The following is a 15,997-nucleotide window of genomic DNA, read 5'->3' as shown; positions in this document are numbered from 1 at the left end:
GTTGAGGCATTGCATGGGCTGACCAGGCCGCGCGTGCCGATCCGCGCCACTGCGGCTTGACGCCCGATCGGCTAGCCTGGGACCCCGGTGTTTTTTGAAGTCTGCGCCATGTTCCGCTGGTTCGAGTCCCTGATCGATATTTTCCCGCCGATCGAGCGGGAGATGCCGCCACGCAGCGTGTGGCGCTTCTATCTGCATTATCTGCGGCCGTTGTGGCCGATCCTGCTGGCCACCTTGATCGCCGGGCTGTTGCTGGCGCTGGTGGAAGTGGCGATGTTCGATTTCCTCGGCCGCATCGTCGACATGCTTGCCGACAAGCCAGGGCCGGATTTCTTCCGGCAGCATGCGGGCGAACTGATCTGGATGGCGGTGATCACGCTGGTGGCAAGGCCGTTTTTCACCGGCCTGCACAATCTGCTGGTCAATCAGGCGATCGTGCCGGGCCTGAGCAACCGTTCGCGCTGGCTGATGCACAACTACGTGGTGCGCCAGAGCCTGGGCTTCTTCAACAACGATTTTGCCGGGCGCATCGCCAACCGGGTGATGCAGACCGGCACCTCGCTGCGCGAATCGGCCGTGCAGATGGTGGATGCACTGTGGTACATCGTGGTCTATACCGGCAGTGCGCTGTGGTTGTTCGCGCAGGCAGACCCCTGGTTGATGGCGCCGCTGCTGCTCTGGCTGGTGGTGTACGTCGCGCTGATGGCGTTCTTCGTGCCGCGCATGAAAGCGCGCGCATGGGTTGCCTCCGATGCGCGCTCCAAGGCGACCGGCCGCATCGTCGATGGCTATACCAATATTTCCACGCTCAAGTTGTTCGCCCATGCCGGCCGCGAACAGGCGTACGTGCGCGATGCCATCGACGAGCTGGCGGTCAAGCACCGCGGGCAGACCCGGGTGACCACCGCCATGGACACCGCCATCGCCGTGGCAAACGGTTTTTTGATCGTGGGGACCTGCGCGCTGGCGCTGTGGTTGTGGAGCCGCGGCCAGATCAGCGTGGGCGCGATCACCCTGGCCACCGGCTTGGTGATCCGTATCCACAACATGTCCGGCTGGATCATGTGGACGGTCAACGGCATCTTCGAGGACATCGGCACCGTGCAGGACGGCATGCAGACCATCTCGCAACCGGTGCAGGTACAGGATGCAGTGGATGCGGTGCCGCTGCAGGTAACCCAGGGGCTGGTGCAGTTCGAGCATATCCATTTCCATTACGGCAAGCGCGGTGGGGTGATTGCCGGGCTGGATCTGCAGGTGCGCGCCGGCGAAAAGATCGGCCTGGTCGGGCCGTCCGGTGCCGGCAAATCCACCCTGGTCAATGTGTTGCTGCGGCTGTACGACCTGGAGCAGGGCCGCATCCTGATCGACGGGCAGGACATCGCAAGCGTGACGCAGGAAAGCCTGCGCGGGCAGATCGGGTTGGTGACCCAGGACACCTCGCTGTTGCATCGCTCGATCCGCGATAACCTGCTGTACGGGCGGCCGCAGGCCAGCGAGGCGCAACTTCTCGACGCCGTGCGCAAGGCCCGCGCCGACAGTTTCATCGACACGCTGATCGATGGCGAAGGCCGCCGCGGTTTCGATGCGCATGTGGGCGAGCGCGGGGTGAAACTCTCCGGCGGTCAGCGCCAGCGCATTGCGATTGCGCGGGTATTGCTCAAGGACGCGCCGATCCTGATCCTGGATGAGGCGACCTCGGCGCTGGATTCGGAAGTGGAGGCCGCCATCCAGGACAGCCTGGACGCGCTGATGGGCAACAAGACGGTGATTGCCATCGCGCACCGGCTCTCGACCATCGCGCGCATGGACCGGCTGGTGGTGATGGACGGCGGCCGCATCGTCGAGACCGGCACGCATGCGGAGTTGATCGCGCATGGCGGCTTGTATGCGCGCCTGTGGGCGCGCCAGACCGGTGGATTTGTTGCTGCGGATGCGTGATTGAAGAGATGCGCCAGCTCGGCGCGACCGTAGCCCTTCTCCTGCGCGCGGGAGAAGGGCCACATGCAACCGCTTATTCGGCCACCGTAGGACGCCCCTCTCCCGCGTGCGGGAGAGGGGGTGGGGTGAGGGCACGTGGGAAGCCACTTGGTGTGTCATTTCTGGAAGCGCGTGGTGACGCGTTCGACATCGTAGGTGGTCACACCTTTGCCAAGCGCCCCCTGCGGGGCATCTTCTCCCGCGCGCTGGAGAAGAGCCACATGCAGCCGCTTATTCGGCTACCGGAGCACGCCCCTCTCCCGCATGCGGGAGAGGGGTTGGGGTGAGGGCACGGGGAAGCCACTTGGTGTGTCATTTCTGGAGGCGCGTGGCGACGCGTTCGACATCGTAGGTGGTGACACCTTTGCCAGGCGCCCCCCCTGCGGGGCACCTTCTCCCGCGTGCGGGAGAAGGGCCACATGCAACCGCTTATTCGGCTGCCGGAGCACGCCCCTCTCCCGCGTGTGGGAGAAGGATCAATCACTCGATCGGTTGATCCAGCATCAGCTCGCGCGCGAAGCGGACCGGCGGTGCGCCGTAGGACAGCATCTGGTCGTGATAGGCCTTCAGGTTGAAGCTGTCGCCCAGCTTGTCCTGCACCGCCTTGCGCGTGTCCAGATGTTCCTGCACGCCAACGAAGTAGGTCGGCAGCTGTGCCGAAGACAGCTGTGCACGCACCCACTTGCCCGCCGCTTCGCTTTCCTGCTGGAAGGTGTCGTGGGTCATCAGCTGCATCGCCTTGTCGCGATCCCAGCCGTCCACATGCACGCCCTGGTCGAGGATGGCATTGGCGATGGTGCGCAGGTAGAACTTGAGCTGCACCAGATGGAACAGTGGGTCGTTATCCAGGTAACCCTGCTCCTGCATCATGCGTTCGGTGTACACCGCCCAGCCTTCGGCGAACATGCCCGAGCGCAGCACCGCGCGCAGCGTGGAGGGGAACTTGGCCGAATGCCAGCCTTCCAGGTAATGACCCGGGGTGCCCTCATGGATGCTGAGCAGCTGGATCATGCGGGTGTTGTATTCGCGCAGGAACGAATCGACCTGCTTGTCGTTCCAGTCGTCGGGAATCGGCGACACCGCGTAGAACGTCTTGAGATTCTTGTCGAGCGGGCCGGGCGAATCGCAATACGCCACCGCCACGCCACGCTGGAATTCCGGCATCAGGATGATGTCCACCGGCGAATCGGGCAGCGTCATCAAATCCTTCTGGCGCACGAACTCGGTCGATTGCGCCAGCGCTGCCTTGGCGGCGTCCACCACCTTGTCGCGCGCCGGCTTGTCGGCATACGCCAGCTCCAGGGCCGCTTCGATCGCCGCCTGCTGCTGGTCGTCGGTGGGCGATTCGGGCAACTTGGGGGCGCCGGGCTTGTCCTTGAGCACCGTGCGTGCAATCCCGTACATGTCGCTGCGCACGCGCTTGAGCTCGGATTCGGCACGCTGTTTGATGTCGGCACGCGACAGCGACGACAGCAGTGCGAATTTCAGCTTCTGATCGTATTTTTCCGCACCGATGCGGAAGTCGCCCTTGGCATTGGGGACCAGCACGGTGTCCAGCCAGGTCTGCTGCTCGGCCACTGCCTTGCGCAGGTTGTCGATGGCCGCCTGCGCACGCGCCGCCTCGATTGGGCCAAGCTGGCTGATGTTGGGCGCGATGAAGCTGTCGACGATGCTCAGGATGCCCTTGTTCTGCTTGGCCACCGTTTCGGCATGGATCTTCGGCACGCGTGCCGGGTCCAGGTTCTGGCGTGCCTGCGCAAAGATGCTCGGGATCTTTTCCATGCGCTGGGTGGCCGCAGTCAGGCGCTCGGGCAGCGGCGCGAACTCGCGCGCCATCAGGCTGTACAGCGCGCTGCCGGCCAGGCCGTTGTAGAGCTGCGGGTCCCAGGCCCAGCTTTGCAGCACCTCGGTATTCCAGATCTCCGATTGCAGCTGGTTGCGCAGAACGGCCGCATCCACCTGGTTCTCGCGCGAGAGCTTGGTGACGTCGATCGCATCCAGGGTGGCCAGCAGCTTCTTGCCCGCATCCACGCTGCGCTGGCGGCCGCCGGCGCTCAGGTCGTCGATCTGCGCATCGAAGCGATGGTCGCCGGTCTGGGTGGCGGTCACCGGCGACAGCTGCATCCAGGTGTCAAGGGCCTGTTTGGACAATGCGGCAAAGCGCGCATCCGGGGTCTGTGCGTCGTTGGCGGCAGGCGCGGTTGCATCGGCGCGCGGTGATTCGGGCTGCTGCTGGCAGGCGCTCAGGCCGGCGATCAGGGCGAGGACAAGCAGGCGTTGACGCATCGTAGGTCCTGGTGGAATCAAACCGCCAGCATAGGCATCTGCGCGCGCATGCGCATCCGCCATTGGTGTGGGTCAGCCAATAAATCGGCCGCGCCCACCGCCAGGCGGGCGCGGCCGAGGCTTGGACCTGCTTGTGCCGCTTGCACCCTTCGGCTTCTGCGCGCCCTCCAGGTTCCCTCACAGATGCTCACCACGCAGGGACGGCCGCCCCCGATCCTGCCAGCCGGCCAGCGGCGCGATCGCGCGGGGCACACGATGGGTGCACGTTGCGGGCGCGATCGCTCGTACACTCCGGTTCCCGGGCGCCGCCTCGCTCCTCAGGCTGCGCGTAGACGCAACATCATGCTTGCCACCCGCACGGTGGCCTGTTCCAAGGAGGATCACATGCACTATGCCGGCAGCTGTCATTGCGGACGCATCGCGTTCGATCTGCAGACCGAAGCGCCCATCACCGAGGTCTACGACTGCAACTGTTCGATGTGTCGCCGCCGCGGCGGCTTGCTCTGGTTCGGCGCGCGCACCCAGCTGCAGCTTCAGGCCACGCCGGAAGCTGTCGGCAGCTACCGTTTCAACCAGCAGCACATCGATCACCACTATTGCCCGCAGTGCGGGATCGCGCCCTTCAGCGAAGGCCTAAATCCGAAGACCGGCGAAATGGGCGTCGCGGTCAATGTGCGTTGCCTGCCGGCCCTGGATCTTGCCGGGCTGCAGGTGCATGCCGTCGACGGAGCCAGCCGATGAGCCGCGCCATGCAGCGGTACGCCACCGCGATGCTGCTCGGATGGGCGCTATGCGGGTGTGCGAAGCATCACGCAGAGATGGCGGCCGATGGCGGCGCTGCGGCGCCGGCACCGCCCGCCGCGCAGGGCAATGCGTTGGCCTACGAGCACGATGTGCGGATCGAGCTGCCTGCCGACCAGATCGGCCAGCGCATCGCCGCGATACGCACTGCCTGCCAGGGCGCGCAGTTCGGCGACTGCGCCTTGCTGGCGGTCGAGCAGGCAGGTGGGCGCGACCCCAGTGGGCGCGTCAGCGTACGGCTGGCGCCGGACGGGATCGAACCCATGGTGCAGTTGGCCGGCCAGCATGGCGATGTCGCCGCGCGTAGCACGCGGGCCGAAGATCTGGCGCAGCAGATCGCCGACACCAGCCTGGCGCAGGCCCGGCTGCAAAAAGAGCATGCGCGCCTGCTGGAATTGCAGCAGCGCCGCGATCTGGCGGTGACCGATCTGCTGGCCCTGTCCAAGCGGCTGGCCGAGATCGAGGCCGAAGCGCAGCAGACCCAACAGCAAGCCGCGCAACAGCAGCGCCGGGTGCGCACGCAGCTGCTGACGCTCAATTTCCGCAGCACCGGTGGCGAGCAGGGCAGGGGCGAGATCGCAGAAGCCGCTGCCGAGTTCGGCGAGGTGTTTTCCAGCAGCGTGGCGTTCGTCATCCGCGCAGTGGCGGCGCTGCTGCCGGTGGCTGTGGTCGCACTGATCGCCGGCTGGTTGTTGCTGCTGGCGTGGCGCTGGCGCGTACGTCGGCGCCGGGTGTCCTGATGCACCGCAGCTGCGCGGCAATGACGCGCAGCTGCGGGGTCATTCGATTTGTCATTGCGTGCGGCGTGCGTTGTCAGTTCCGGGCGCACGCGGCTCAAGCACGCAGCACATGCCAACGCGCAGCAGACGCGTCACAGCGTCAGCTGCGATCCAGTCGGGCAGTCATGTGCCGCAAGTAGGTTGAGCCTGGCTCAACCTTCGTCGGCTTCGTATTCCACAAACACATCCAGCTGCAGCGCCAGCTCTTGCACCGCGTCGCGTACCTTCTGCGCGGTGGCCTCGTTGCCGGCTTCCACTTCGAACTCGTGGCTGCCCGGACCTTCGTCGTCCGACAGGCCAGCCGAGCTGGAATCTTCGTCGTCCAGGTGCGGCATCAGGTCGTCCACTTCTTCTAAGTGCTCGATGCCGTCGATGCTTTGCAGCAGGTTGGCAATGGCACGCGCGTCGTCGTCGGTGCCGGTGATGCGCATGCGGAGGGTAGGCATGGGAGTGTCCTGTGGATTGGGGACATCAAGCCTAGGCATCGCCAGGACAAAACCAGGTGACGGTGCGCCGCTCACATCACGCCGACTGTGCCGGCCATGCCTGGCGTGTGACGGGGTCGGAATGCATTACTCGGCCCACTGCGGCGCGCAGCATCGTCGGCATGACGTAGTGGTGATGCGCGTGATGGATGCAGGCCATGTAGATGCGGCCAAACCAGTTGCGGCAGCTCACCCGTGTGGCCATCGTCAGCTCGATCTCGTGCGTGCCGACCCGGCGCAATGCCACCGACGAGCGGAAGCGCAGATGTTTGTCGTCGGCGCCCAGCACGATCTGCACTTGCTGCCCATCGGCATCGCTGCGTTGTGCCAGCACCGGGAAGCGCCCGGCGAAACGGTGCGCTGCGCTCGGGTCGAGCAACGAAGACACCGGGCAGCCTAGATGCGAGGTGCGTAGTCCCAATGGCTTGACCATCAGGTTGCGCAGACGCATCAAACCGCTCACGCCGCCCGGCGGCTGATCGATGAATGCCTGCAGCAAGTCGCACATCAGGCCTTGCAGGCTGTCGCTGCGCAGTTGGCGTGTGTCCAAACGCAGCTGATGGGTGTCCTGAAAATGCACCTGCCCGCCCAACTGCTCGCGCAGCAATGCATCGGCCGGCAGTGCCTGCAGCGAGCGTATCCGTAGCGGTGCCACACGGGTGGCGACAAATCCGGGGCGGCGGGTACGCGGCGGCAGCTGGCGGATGCGCCCGCTCCAGCGGCGCGCACGGCCACAGGCGCGCTGCTGCCAGCTCTGCGGTTTGACGTGCAGCGACAGCGACACGGTAGGCACGTCCGCCGCATGAAAGGCATCGGACTGCAGTAGCGCCGCGACGGGAGGCGGCAGCAGCTCGGTCAAGCTGGCAATGGTCGCCGTGCCTTGCTTGACCAAGGCTTGCTGCTCGGGGCTCAAGTCGCCGCCGGCTTCGTCCGGATGGCAGGACAGCGCAAAGAACGCCGAGTGTGGCGCGTTCCACTGCGAAGGTACGAACTGGTGCCACGTTCCGCCGCCGAAGCGCACCGTAAACAGGCTGTCGCCGGGCAGATCCACGTAGCGCAACGCCTGCAGGAAGGCCCGCGGGTCCTGGCGCAACTGCTGCGCTGACGCGGTGGAAAAGCGTAGTTGTGCACCGCCGCTTCCGGTGATTGCGGTGAACACGCGATTGCCGGCATGGCAGTGAAACGGATGCCCCTGCGGTCCGACCGAAAACGAAAATAGCGAGGCACGATCGTCGTGGCCGAAGTCGGGTGCGGACAACTGCGCCGACGGTTCATCCAGGGCATCGTGGTGCGCAGGGTGGCATCGCTGCCGTTCACCGGTCTGCGCAATCAAGCTATCGCCTGCGCCTGGGTCCAGTTGCGCGATCAGCATCACCTCGACCGGGCGGCCACCGCTGTACGAGGGCAGCGATACACGTGGAAAGCTTGTGTCTGCGACGATCCGTTGGGGGTCCATGGCATGTCCTTGCGGCAGAAGTCGAGTGGAGGATCAGCGGGTCTTTTTCGCCAGCTTGCGCGACTCGCGCTGCAGCGGGCCTGCCTTGGGACAGACCTCGAATGCGAAGCCGCTGAGCGTATTGACCATGTTGTCGGGCGTCAGCCGATACACCACGAATTGGCCGCGGCGCTCGCTGCTGACCAGCCCGGCCGCAGACAGCACGGAGAGATGGCGCGAAATTGCGGGTGCGCTCATCGCAAACCGTTCGCCGATCTGTCCGGCAGTCAATTCCTGCGCAGACAGGTAGGCCAGGATTTCCCGGCGTGGCCGCGAAGCCAGGGCTTCGAAAATGCGATCGATGGACATGGATGGGTTAGCTAATTAACGAATTAGCTAATTAATGATCTTGATGGGGCTGGCTGTCAAGCGATTTATGCAGCGTCGCTCAGGGCGTGTTTGTAGCCCTCTCCTGCAGGGCGCCGATGCAATGCTTGCGCGCCAATGGCGCGCGCGCTCTTGGCGCGGGCAAGGGCGCGGCACGGGGCGGAGGTGAGGGGACGGGGCGAACCCGCAAGTGCAGCAGGCTCCACTACCGCGCTCTTACCGTCATCCGCCCCTGCGGCGCATCTTTTCCCCTAGCGCGAAGGGCAGCAAAATCTTCGAGATCCCCGGGTGATTTCATTTCGCCGCCGATGCGCCAGGCAAACGTCGCCGCGCACGCGGCTCCTGTACATCTTCGCTCCGCGGCAACGCCACCAGCTCGGCAGGCAGTGCCGGCATCGGGGTGCGTTCGTCCTGTGCTTCGCGCTTGAGCCAGTCGATGAACAATGCCGCGGCCGGGCTGAGCTCGCGGTGGCTGGGGTGCACGATGTAGTACGCGTAACGCGCCTTGAGCGTGGGGCCGGGCAGGCGTACCAGTTCGTAACGCTGCAGGTAGGGCTGGGCGATGTGCTTGCGCGCCAGCACCGCGCCCAGGCCATACACGGCGGCGCGCATTGCATCGGTGCTGTCGTTGAAGGTGTGCATTGGCGGCACGGTGGTACCGCGGACCTGGGCTGCGCGGAACCAGTCGCGCCACCCCTGCGGCGACATGTCGGTCAGTAGCGGCAATTGCGCGATCTGTGCCGGCGTGCGCAGGGCAGCCACTTCCGGCAACGACGGCGAGGCCACCGGGAACAGCTCGTCGTCCATCAGATGATGCGAGGTCAGTCCGGGCCATGCGCCTTGGCCATAGCGAATGCCCAGGTCCGGGCCGCCTTCTTCGAAACGCGAAAACGCCGTATCCGATTGCAAGTCCATGCGGATATGCGGATAGGCGCGGCAAAAGCGCGGCAGCCGCGGCAACAACCAGCAGTACGACAGCGACCGCAACGTGGTGACGCGCAGTGGAATGGCGTCTTCGCGCGGATGCAGGTTGCCGGCGACCGCAGCAATCTCGGCCAGCGCGGCGGTGGCCGCATCAGCCAGCTGGCGGCCTTCGGCGGTGAGCTTGACGCCGCGCGGTAGCCGCTGGAACAAGGTCGCACCCAGCAGCGCTTCGAGCTTGCGCACATGGTGGCTGACTGCGCTGGCGGTGAGGTGCAGTTCTTCGGCGGCGTGGGCGAAGTTCTGGTGGCGGGCGGCCGCGGCGAACACGCCCAGCGCAGGCAACAGGGTAGGGCGCAGGTTCATCGAGGCATGAGTGAGATTTGTGGCTCGCCCCGATACTACGCGCTTGTCGCGTCCATGGCCGCAACCGATGCTGCGTCATCCCTTCGCGACGATCGTGCCATGTCTCTTTGTCTGCCTGCTGCTGTTTTCTGCCGTTTCAGTCCTGCATGGCACGGTTCGGGAGCACGGCCATGAGCGCCCAATCTCCGGCGCAGGCGGAGCTTGCGGTCCACCACTGGCGAACGCCGCTTGAGCTTGGTTTCTTGGGCGTCGTGTGGGGCTGCTCGTTCCTGTTCATGCGCGTGGCTGCGCCCAAGTTCGGCACCGTGGCGTTGGTGGAAATTCGCCTGGCGCTGGGTGCGTTGGTGCTGCTGCCATTCCTGTGGCTGGCACGCGAACGTTTCCCGTTGCATCGCTGGCCGATGCTGGCGGCAATCGGTGTGCTCAACTCGGCGTTGCCGTTCCTGCTGTTCGCTTGGGGCGCGCAACATGCACCGGCGGCAGTCGGGGCGATCTGCAACGCGATGACGGTGCTGTTTACCGCGCTGATCGCCTTCCTGTTTTTCGGCGAACGAATCGGCACGCGTCGCGCACTGGCGTTGCTGGTGGGGTTTATCGGCGTGCTGGTGTTGGCCACCGGCAAATCCGCCGGTCTGAGCGTCGGGCCGGCAGCGCTGGCTGGTGCAACTGCCTCGCTGCTGTACGGCATCGGCTACAACCTGGTGAAGCGCCATATGGGCGATTTGCCGCCTGCTGCGTCGGCGGCGTCCACCCTGGGCTGCAGTGCGCTCTTGCTGGCGCCCTTGGCCTGGTGGCAATGGCCGACCACGCCGGTGCCGGCGCTGGCGTGGGCCTGCGCCACCGCGCTGGGTGTGGTGTGCACCGGGCTGGCGTTCTTGATGTATTACCGGCTGATCCAGCGCATCGGCCCGGCTCGTGCGTCCACGGTGACCTATCTGGTGCCGGTGTTCGGCGCGCTGCTGGCATGGTCGCTGCTGGGCGAACCGCTCACCTGGACCATGCTGGTCGCCGCGGTGCTGATCCTCGGCAGCGTTGCCTTCAGCCAGCGCGCCCGCTGAGCGGACGCGACTCGCTTTTGCGATTTCCGATTCCCGATTCCGATTCAACCCGCCGGCGGTGCACGCACCGGCAATGGCACATTGCACAGGTCGATGTGCCCGGCCGGGCGCTTGTAGAAATCGTCCTTGCGGTTGCGGCGCGCCTCGACCACGTCGCGAAAGGTCTGGCTGTCGGTGCGCAGCAATTGCAGCGGTGTGCGCTCGGGCGCAGGCACTTCGCTGGCCAGCCGGATCGCGCGGATCGGCGCGCGTTGCGCGGGGTCTTCGTAGAAGCCCATCGGGTCAGGGCCGCGCGGCGTCACGCTGAGCAATTCCATGCCTTTGACCACACGCCCGACCACGGTGATGTTGCGATCCAATTGGCGCGGCGATTGCCCGGTGACTACGTACAGTTCGGCGCCGATGCTGCTGTCTTCGTCGTTGTTGCGGCCTGCGCCCAGGGTGCCGTAGCAATGCGCCAGCCAGGTCTTGTCGGTGGCCGTGTCGCGGGCGACCGGGAAGCCGTCGACAAAGCCCACCTGCGGCGCCCAGCCATCGCTATCGGGTAGGCGCTGGAAATCCAGGCCCTGCGATGGGCGTTCGAATTCGGCAGGCAGATGCGTCTTGGCCGAGCCCAGCGATTTGGCCTTGGCCGGTGTCTCGCCATCGGGGTCGCCGAACTGCACCACGAAATTGTCCTGCGAGCGATAGATGCTCAGCCCGTCCCAGAAGCGCTCATGCGCCAGCGTGCGAATGTTGGCGACGTGTTCCGGCGCGAATTGCGGCGCCAGCTCGATGATGACCCGGCCGGCATCCAGCTCCAGGTACAGCGTGCGGTCCGGATCGAGCGCGCGCCAGGCACTGCTCGGCGAGCTGTCGAGAATCTGTTGCGGGCTACGGTAAGCCGCGTTGGCGGCTGCGGGTAGCAGCAGGGCGAGCAGGCAGGCGGAAGCAACAGTGCGCAGGAGCATGAAGGCAGCCAGCAGGGAGGTGTCTGCGATTCTTGCCGACCACGCGCCCGGACGCAAAGCATGCATCGCATGGCATGACGCCGACGCAGCGCGTCGGCGTCATGTGCAGATGCGCAGACCTGCCGCGGGCAGGAGATTACGGATTGTTGCGCACGTGCGGGCTGGTGTGATGCTCGGCGGTGCCATGGTTGTTGCGGAACAGCGGTACCAGCTGCCACAGCGCCGAGACACCCACCAGCGTGTAGACCACACGCGACAGCAGCGCGTCCTGTCCGCCGAACAGTGCGGCGACAAGATCGAACTGGAACAGGCCGACCAGCCCCCAGTTCAATCCGCCGACGATAAGAAGCACCAGAGTGATGACGTTGATCGTTTTCATGAACGCATTCCATGTGGGTTGGGAGGCCCCAGACTCCGCACGCCCCAGCGAGCAGGCCGTGAGCGTCGCCCACTGGCGGCCTGCGTTGCACACATGTCGCTCACATTCGCCGGCCACGCGTGCGGTGTCTGCGCGCTTGGGCATCGGTCGCCAGCCGCACGATGGCCGAGGATCGATGCCTTTGGCAGAGCGGCGACGATCCGACCCTCATAGGGGCGATCTCGCGTCGTTCAGCGCCGAGGCGAACGATGCAGCGGTGTGCATGTTCGGCCTGATGTTGCCCTGATCCGGCACCGAGTCCGCTTCGGCATCCGCCAGCGCGGCCGCCGAGGACCCCGTACACCCATCGTCAGACGATATCGACAATGGATAAGGTCGCGTCCGGTGCGGCAACTGGCTTCGCACGCATGGCCGGCGCGGCGATGGGGATCGCCAAGTTCCTGTTCTGGGCGGGCATCATCATCGCCATCGTGCTGTTCGTGCTGTTCGTGCTGGGCATGTCGTCGCGTCCATCGACTGCGTGGCTGGGTGGAGCCCATCGCCGAGCGGCCTTCGCACACAGCGCTGACGTGCACCTGCGCTGCGATGAACAATCGGGCGACTCAAAACCCTCGGCATCTTTCGAACAAAGCCCGCATCGGGATCACGCTGTCTGCATGCCGGCAGTGCGTGTGGTTCAGGCTTGCTGACCCATGCCTTCGTCCCGCGCCCGGGGCACCTCATGCGGCATGTTGCAGGCAGGCACGGCCCTGCAACATGCCGCATGATCACCTCACACCAAGTCCTTGGAGTGTTTGCCGGCCATGCGCGCGAACTCGTGGAGTTCCACTCCCAAGTTCCGAGCACTCTTGGACCGGGTTATCTCGTCGTTCGTCCGCCCCAGCCTCGATCGGTTCGGGCTACTCGGGGCCGAAACATGTCCCCGGCTCGGTCCTGCCGCCTTGGATGTCGATGGCGCACCCTGTGGCTGGCTGGAAGAGGCGCTTGCCTCCTGCGCAGGCAACGCTCTTGCCGCTGCTAGCAGCGCTTCAACGTCATTGCCCTCCAACAAGGCGTTGACTGCCTTGCTGGCCTTGGTCGCACGGCGCTGGGAGAGCGTTTCATGCATCGCGCCCATGACGCCGCGGCTTACCTGCTTGCCCAGCCCGATGTCGGTGCTTCCCTCGCGACGGTTGTTCTTGATGGTGATGGCGGTGTGCTGGTTCAGGGCGCCAACGGTGGCCATGCCCCCGGATATCGCCGACACCGCCAGGCTTTGCGCGATCGGAACATTGCGGGTCCCGCCCTGTGCGGCCGAAACGAGTTTGCTGATCACCGAGGATGCGGCGCTGCCCAGGAAGACCAGATGGAACATCTGGCCGATGCGCTGTGCGGTTTGCGCGGTGAACTCGAGATAGTTGTATTTCTTGGCGATATTGTTGAACAGCTGCTGCGACAGCACGGATTTTTCGGCACCGATAAGCAGCTTGGATGCGGTGCCGTTCGGGTCGATTTCGTCGAGCCTGCCCTCACGCAATGCCTCAAGGTCGTTGCGCAGCAAGCGCAGGTCCTGCATTGCCTTGCTGGCGTCGCCGGCCTCGATGTCGCGGTCGTCTGCCGTGATTGCGCCGCGCTGCGCATCCTCTGCTGTCACCGCATCCGCCAGCAGCTTCTCCAGCTCGGCGACCCCGGCGGTGACGCGCTTGACCAGGGCTTGGGTGGGCGACTGGATCAGGCTGCGTAGTTTGTCGGCCTTGATGTCTTCTGCGCTGACCGCCGTGCCGCTGGCCAGCTTCTGCTTGCCTGCGGCGGTCAGTACGTCGGCGTACAACAGGTTGAGCTTGTTGTTGGCTTCCTGCTTGGCTTGCTCGTCGAAACCGGCGGCCACATGTTGCGCAGCCGTCATCAACATCGCGCCAACGGTCTGCGCCGTCGGCGACAGCGCACGCATCGCGCCTGTCTTGCTGAGCAGCCCCAGCGTGCTGGCGACCGGCGAACGCAAGATGCGTGGAATGGCCTGCCAGCGGTTGCCTTGCCACTGGCGATCGTGCGCGCCCTGGGTCATGACGAAATCATGCTGGGCCTGGTGCAGCTCCTTCTCTGCTGCGAGCAAGACGTCGGCTGCCGCCTTGCGTTGTTCAATTGAGGAATTTGGATCCCCCTGAATCTCGCGAAACACGTCGCAGGCTTTGGCGAACGTTTCGATCTTTTCCTTGAGGGCGTGTGCCAGTTCGGGGAGCCAGTGCTTGTCGTTGATCTGCTTCTTGTCCGGCACGATGACGTGAGCGCCGTGTTCGCGAATCGACTCGCACAGGCTGACAACCGCCGATTGTTGGCCGGCATTCACAGGTGCGGCGACCAGCATGGTCGCCAGGCCGAACCCCGCGCCGGCCCACGGTTGGCGTGTCGCATAGTTGATCCACGGCGAGACGATGTACTGCATGGCATTGGTGAGGAAGCTGCCGCTCGGGTTGGGCAGGCCGGAAAGCAGCGCGGTGCGCCGCAGCGTGGCCACGTCGTGTTCGTTCAGCCCCTGCGCCTTGTACCAATCGCTCACATCGTGTTCGCTGATGCGGCTGACCAGGTCCGCATGCGTGGCCGCGCGTGCCTGCGCACCCGTGGTGCCGGGCGATTTCATCGGCCTGAGCCTGCTGATTAGATCGGCCGCCAAGTCCGGTGCGATTGCGCGTGCATTGTCCGAGGCCAACTGCTGACGAAGCCGTGCCAGCGTCGCCTTGGTTGCAGTCGATGAGGTGACCGGTGGCGGAGCGAGGGCAGGTGCGTCTTGCTCGGGCCTGGCTAGCAGCGCCCCTAACGTGGTTCCGCTATTGCGCCTGACGGGCGCGCGCCCAAGTGGGCTGAGTGCGGGATCAGGCGCGGATTGCGGGATGACCGCCGCAGAGGTGGAGGCAATGGCGAGCTCTGTCTCCTGGATCTCAGGCGAGTGCGTCCTCGCACTGCGGCTGGCCGGATCGACGGATGCGGATGACTTCATCGGGATATCTCCTGACGTGGATACGGCAGATAGATTGCTTGCGTACCAGACGATTGGTGCGCATCGCATGGGATTGCATCGCAGATGCCGTGGAACCTTCCACCCTTGGCGGGGTTCCTGGTGCAATCCTGAGCCTGCCGGTAGTGATGGAGGCGAGGTGGTGAATGCACGGCGCGAAAATTGAACTACCAGAGCGCTATGCCGCCTGTCTGCACAGCAGATCTTCTATCGCCGTACGCGAACCAAATGAGGTTCCGAAACGGCGCTTGGTCCGCATCAATGTGGCGTACGTGACAGAGCGCGGTCTTTTAAAGGCGCTGGAGTTCGGCCGTTGGCCGGTCTCTGTCTCGTCAGCAGTCCCCCGGATGCGCGTCCATGGCGAGCAGGTCGGCGTGGGTACAGGCCAACACAGGTGCTGCGCTTCAGGACTGCGGCAACGAACCGCGCCACGCGATGGTCATTCAAGACGGGCATGACCTGAGGTGCCGGAACCCGTGTGGCCACTACAGCCTTCATAGCTGACTTGAGTAAACAGGCAAGCGTGCGCATTTAGCGAGTGACGTCAGGCTCGCGCTTCGTGCGTTGCGCCGCCGATTCGCGCTTTTTTTGCGGTGGTTGGGCGCTGACAGTGACACTGCTCGGGTCTGGCGAATGATTCGCCGCCAAGACAGGGCCGTGGCGTCCGGAAGCGGGCGAATCCTCCCACGCTGCATCAGCGCGCGCGGAGCGCCAGCATCGCGCTGGACGGCATCCAGGCGACCGGCCGGTGGCTCTTTTTCGGCGACGCAGCGGTCTTGCGCAGCGCGTTGTGGCGCCGCTTGCGAACGCCTGAAGGCGCAACTGCGTGCAGGTCTGAAGGATCGCCCGTTTGCAGAGCCGTCGGACGAGCAGCTCGCAGTGCAGGCGGAAAACGTGCAATGGGCGGATACCCGTTTGCAGGAGCGTATTTAAGCGTTCGGTGCGGACGCCGCCTAGGAAGTTGCCGCCGAGATGAAGGCGGTCGGCAGTAAGGCGTCGCTTGCCCATTGCGTATGAAAGTTTCAGATCGTTTTTCGTTGGCGCGGTGCGGACGCCGCGGTTCCGGCTGCGGCGCCTGCAGCTGGTCGTGAGGGCATGCAGGTTTCGCGCCGGCATCATCCGTTGCGTGAGCAGCGAGGCGAGCGAAGCATGCATCGCCGCATCAGCTGGCATGGCAG

The 15,997-nt window shown here is 65.1% G+C and carries 13 protein-coding genes and 1 pseudogene; 5 read left to right on the top strand and 9 right to left on the bottom strand.

From position 1 onward, the window contains the following. Nucleotides 1-108: 108 nt before the first annotated feature. A complete protein-coding gene (locus tag ACCQ00_RS13905) occupies nucleotides 109-1,941 on the top strand; it encodes an ABC transporter ATP-binding protein (protein WP_039570287.1) in 1,833 nt (610 codons plus the stop codon). Nucleotides 1,942-2,460: 519 nt separating this feature from the next. Here the strand turns inward: ACCQ00_RS13905 and ACCQ00_RS13900 are convergent. Beyond that, nucleotides 2,461-4,266 (bottom strand): DUF885 domain-containing protein, encoded by a 1,806-nt coding sequence (locus ACCQ00_RS13900; protein WP_039570290.1) that lies wholly within the window; start codon nucleotides 4,264-4,266, stop codon nucleotides 2,461-2,463. Nucleotides 4,267-4,608: 342 nt separating this feature from the next. Here ACCQ00_RS13900 and ACCQ00_RS13895 point away from each other — a divergent pair, with 342 nt between their 5' ends. Together ACCQ00_RS13895 and ACCQ00_RS13890 are read left to right on the top strand one after the other, a co-directional pair. Further along, the gene (locus tag ACCQ00_RS13895; RefSeq protein WP_080948915.1) at nucleotides 4,609-5,007 is read left to right on the top strand and encodes a GFA family protein; all 399 of its coding nucleotides are present in this window, start codon (nucleotides 4,609-4,611) and stop codon (nucleotides 5,005-5,007) included. After that, entirely contained in the window at nucleotides 5,004-5,807 is an 804-nt protein-coding gene (locus tag ACCQ00_RS13890) for a DUF4349 domain-containing protein (protein ID WP_039570292.1), read from the top strand. The genes ACCQ00_RS13895 and ACCQ00_RS13890 overlap by 4 nt, the downstream gene beginning before the upstream one ends. A 191-nt stretch (nucleotides 5,808-5,998) precedes the next feature. Here the strand turns inward: ACCQ00_RS13890 and ACCQ00_RS13885 are convergent, their stop codons facing one another. The 4 genes from ACCQ00_RS13885 to ACCQ00_RS13870 all read right to left on the bottom strand — a co-directional run bounded on the left by ACCQ00_RS13885 (nucleotide 5,999) and on the right by ACCQ00_RS13870 (nucleotide 9,440). After that, a complete protein-coding gene (locus ACCQ00_RS13885; RefSeq protein WP_372353958.1) occupies nucleotides 5,999-6,292 on the bottom strand; it encodes a hypothetical protein in 294 nt (97 codons plus the stop codon). A 76-nt stretch (nucleotides 6,293-6,368) separates the two neighbouring features. Further along, entirely contained in the window at nucleotides 6,369-7,703 is a 1,335-nt protein-coding gene (locus ACCQ00_RS13880; RefSeq protein WP_236493350.1) for a DUF2867 domain-containing protein, read from the bottom strand. A gap of 117 nt (nucleotides 7,704-7,820) precedes the next feature. After that, complete coding sequence (locus ACCQ00_RS13875) at nucleotides 7,821-8,135, bottom strand: metalloregulator ArsR/SmtB family transcription factor (RefSeq protein WP_017157135.1); 315 nt, start codon at nucleotides 8,133-8,135, stop codon at nucleotides 7,821-7,823. 312 nt (nucleotides 8,136-8,447) lie between these two features. After that, the gene (locus ACCQ00_RS13870; RefSeq protein WP_039570294.1) at nucleotides 8,448-9,440 is read right to left on the bottom strand and encodes a LysR substrate-binding domain-containing protein; all 993 of its coding nucleotides are present in this window, start codon (nucleotides 9,438-9,440) and stop codon (nucleotides 8,448-8,450) included. Between the two features lie 170 nt (nucleotides 9,441-9,610). Here ACCQ00_RS13870 and ACCQ00_RS13865 point away from each other — a divergent pair, with 170 nt between their 5' ends. After that, complete coding sequence (locus tag ACCQ00_RS13865; protein ID WP_039570296.1) at nucleotides 9,611-10,498, top strand: DMT family transporter; 888 nt, start codon at nucleotides 9,611-9,613, stop codon at nucleotides 10,496-10,498. 44 nt (nucleotides 10,499-10,542) lie between these two features. On the opposite strand, the gene ACCQ00_RS13860 is transcribed toward ACCQ00_RS13865, so the two are convergent. Then, the gene (locus ACCQ00_RS13860) at nucleotides 10,543-11,514 is read right to left on the bottom strand and encodes a peptidylprolyl isomerase (protein WP_372353957.1); all 972 of its coding nucleotides are present in this window, start codon (nucleotides 11,512-11,514) and stop codon (nucleotides 10,543-10,545) included. A 70-nt stretch (nucleotides 11,515-11,584) separates the two neighbouring features. Then, on the bottom strand, nucleotides 11,585-11,827 hold the full coding sequence (locus ACCQ00_RS13855; protein ID WP_017157139.1) for a DUF378 domain-containing protein: 243 nt from the start codon (nucleotides 11,825-11,827) through the stop codon (nucleotides 11,585-11,587). Between the two features lie 365 nt (nucleotides 11,828-12,192). Here ACCQ00_RS13855 and ACCQ00_RS13850 point away from each other — a divergent pair, with 365 nt between their 5' ends. Next, entirely contained in the window at nucleotides 12,193-12,516 is a 324-nt protein-coding gene (locus ACCQ00_RS13850; protein ID WP_039570299.1) for a DUF1328 domain-containing protein, read from the top strand. A gap of 83 nt (nucleotides 12,517-12,599) precedes the next feature. Here ACCQ00_RS13850 and xopN read toward each other — a convergent pair whose 3' ends face one another. Next, the gene (xopN, locus tag ACCQ00_RS13845) at nucleotides 12,600-14,801 is read right to left on the bottom strand and encodes a type III secretion system effector XopN (protein WP_039570301.1); all 2,202 of its coding nucleotides are present in this window, start codon (nucleotides 14,799-14,801) and stop codon (nucleotides 12,600-12,602) included. A gap of 712 nt (nucleotides 14,802-15,513) precedes the next feature. Further along, nucleotides 15,514-15,992: pseudogene (locus tag ACCQ00_RS13840) on the bottom strand (hypothetical protein). Between the last annotated feature and the right edge of the window lie 5 nt (nucleotides 15,993-15,997).

This window comes from Xanthomonas sp. NCPPB 3761 (assembly GCF_041475705.2).
Lineage (GTDB): Bacteria > Pseudomonadota > Gammaproteobacteria > Xanthomonadales > Xanthomonadaceae > Xanthomonas > Xanthomonas phaseoli.
Note: the sequence above shows the minus strand (reverse complement) of the source record. Positions and strands in the feature narration are given on the sequence as shown.

Bases quoted from the DNA above. Each gene is read 5' to 3' on its own strand.
- ACCQ00_RS13905 (WP_039570287.1), top strand. From the start codon at position 109: ATGTTCCGCTGGTTCGAGTCCCTGATCGATATTTTCCCGCCGATCGAG.
- ACCQ00_RS13900 (WP_039570290.1), bottom strand. From the start codon at position 4,266: ATGCGTCAACGCCTGCTTGTCCTCGCCCTGATCGCCGGCCTGAGCGCC.
- ACCQ00_RS13895 (WP_080948915.1), top strand. From the start codon at position 4,609: ATGCTTGCCACCCGCACGGTGGCCTGTTCCAAGGAGGATCACATGCAC.
- ACCQ00_RS13890 (WP_039570292.1), top strand. From the start codon at position 5,004: ATGAGCCGCGCCATGCAGCGGTACGCCACCGCGATGCTGCTCGGATGG.
- ACCQ00_RS13885 (WP_372353958.1), bottom strand. From the start codon at position 6,292: ATGCCTACCCTCCGCATGCGCATCACCGGCACCGACGACGACGCGCGT.
- ACCQ00_RS13880 (WP_236493350.1), bottom strand. From the start codon at position 7,703: ATGCTGATCGCGCAACTGGACCCAGGCGCAGGCGATAGCTTGATTGCG.
- ACCQ00_RS13875 (WP_017157135.1), bottom strand. From the start codon at position 8,135: ATGTCCATCGATCGCATTTTCGAAGCCCTGGCTTCGCGGCCACGCCGG.
- ACCQ00_RS13870 (WP_039570294.1), bottom strand. From the start codon at position 9,440: ATGAACCTGCGCCCTACCCTGTTGCCTGCGCTGGGCGTGTTCGCCGCG.
- ACCQ00_RS13865 (WP_039570296.1), top strand. From the start codon at position 9,611: ATGAGCGCCCAATCTCCGGCGCAGGCGGAGCTTGCGGTCCACCACTGG.
- ACCQ00_RS13860 (WP_372353957.1), bottom strand. From the start codon at position 11,514: ATGCATGCTTTGCGTCCGGGCGCGTGGTCGGCAAGAATCGCAGACACC.
- ACCQ00_RS13855 (WP_017157139.1), bottom strand. From the start codon at position 11,827: ATGAAAACGATCAACGTCATCACTCTGGTGCTTCTTATCGTCGGCGGA.
- ACCQ00_RS13850 (WP_039570299.1), top strand. From the start codon at position 12,193: ATGGATAAGGTCGCGTCCGGTGCGGCAACTGGCTTCGCACGCATGGCC.
- xopN (WP_039570301.1), bottom strand. From the start codon at position 14,801: ATGAAGTCATCCGCATCCGTCGATCCGGCCAGCCGCAGTGCGAGGACG.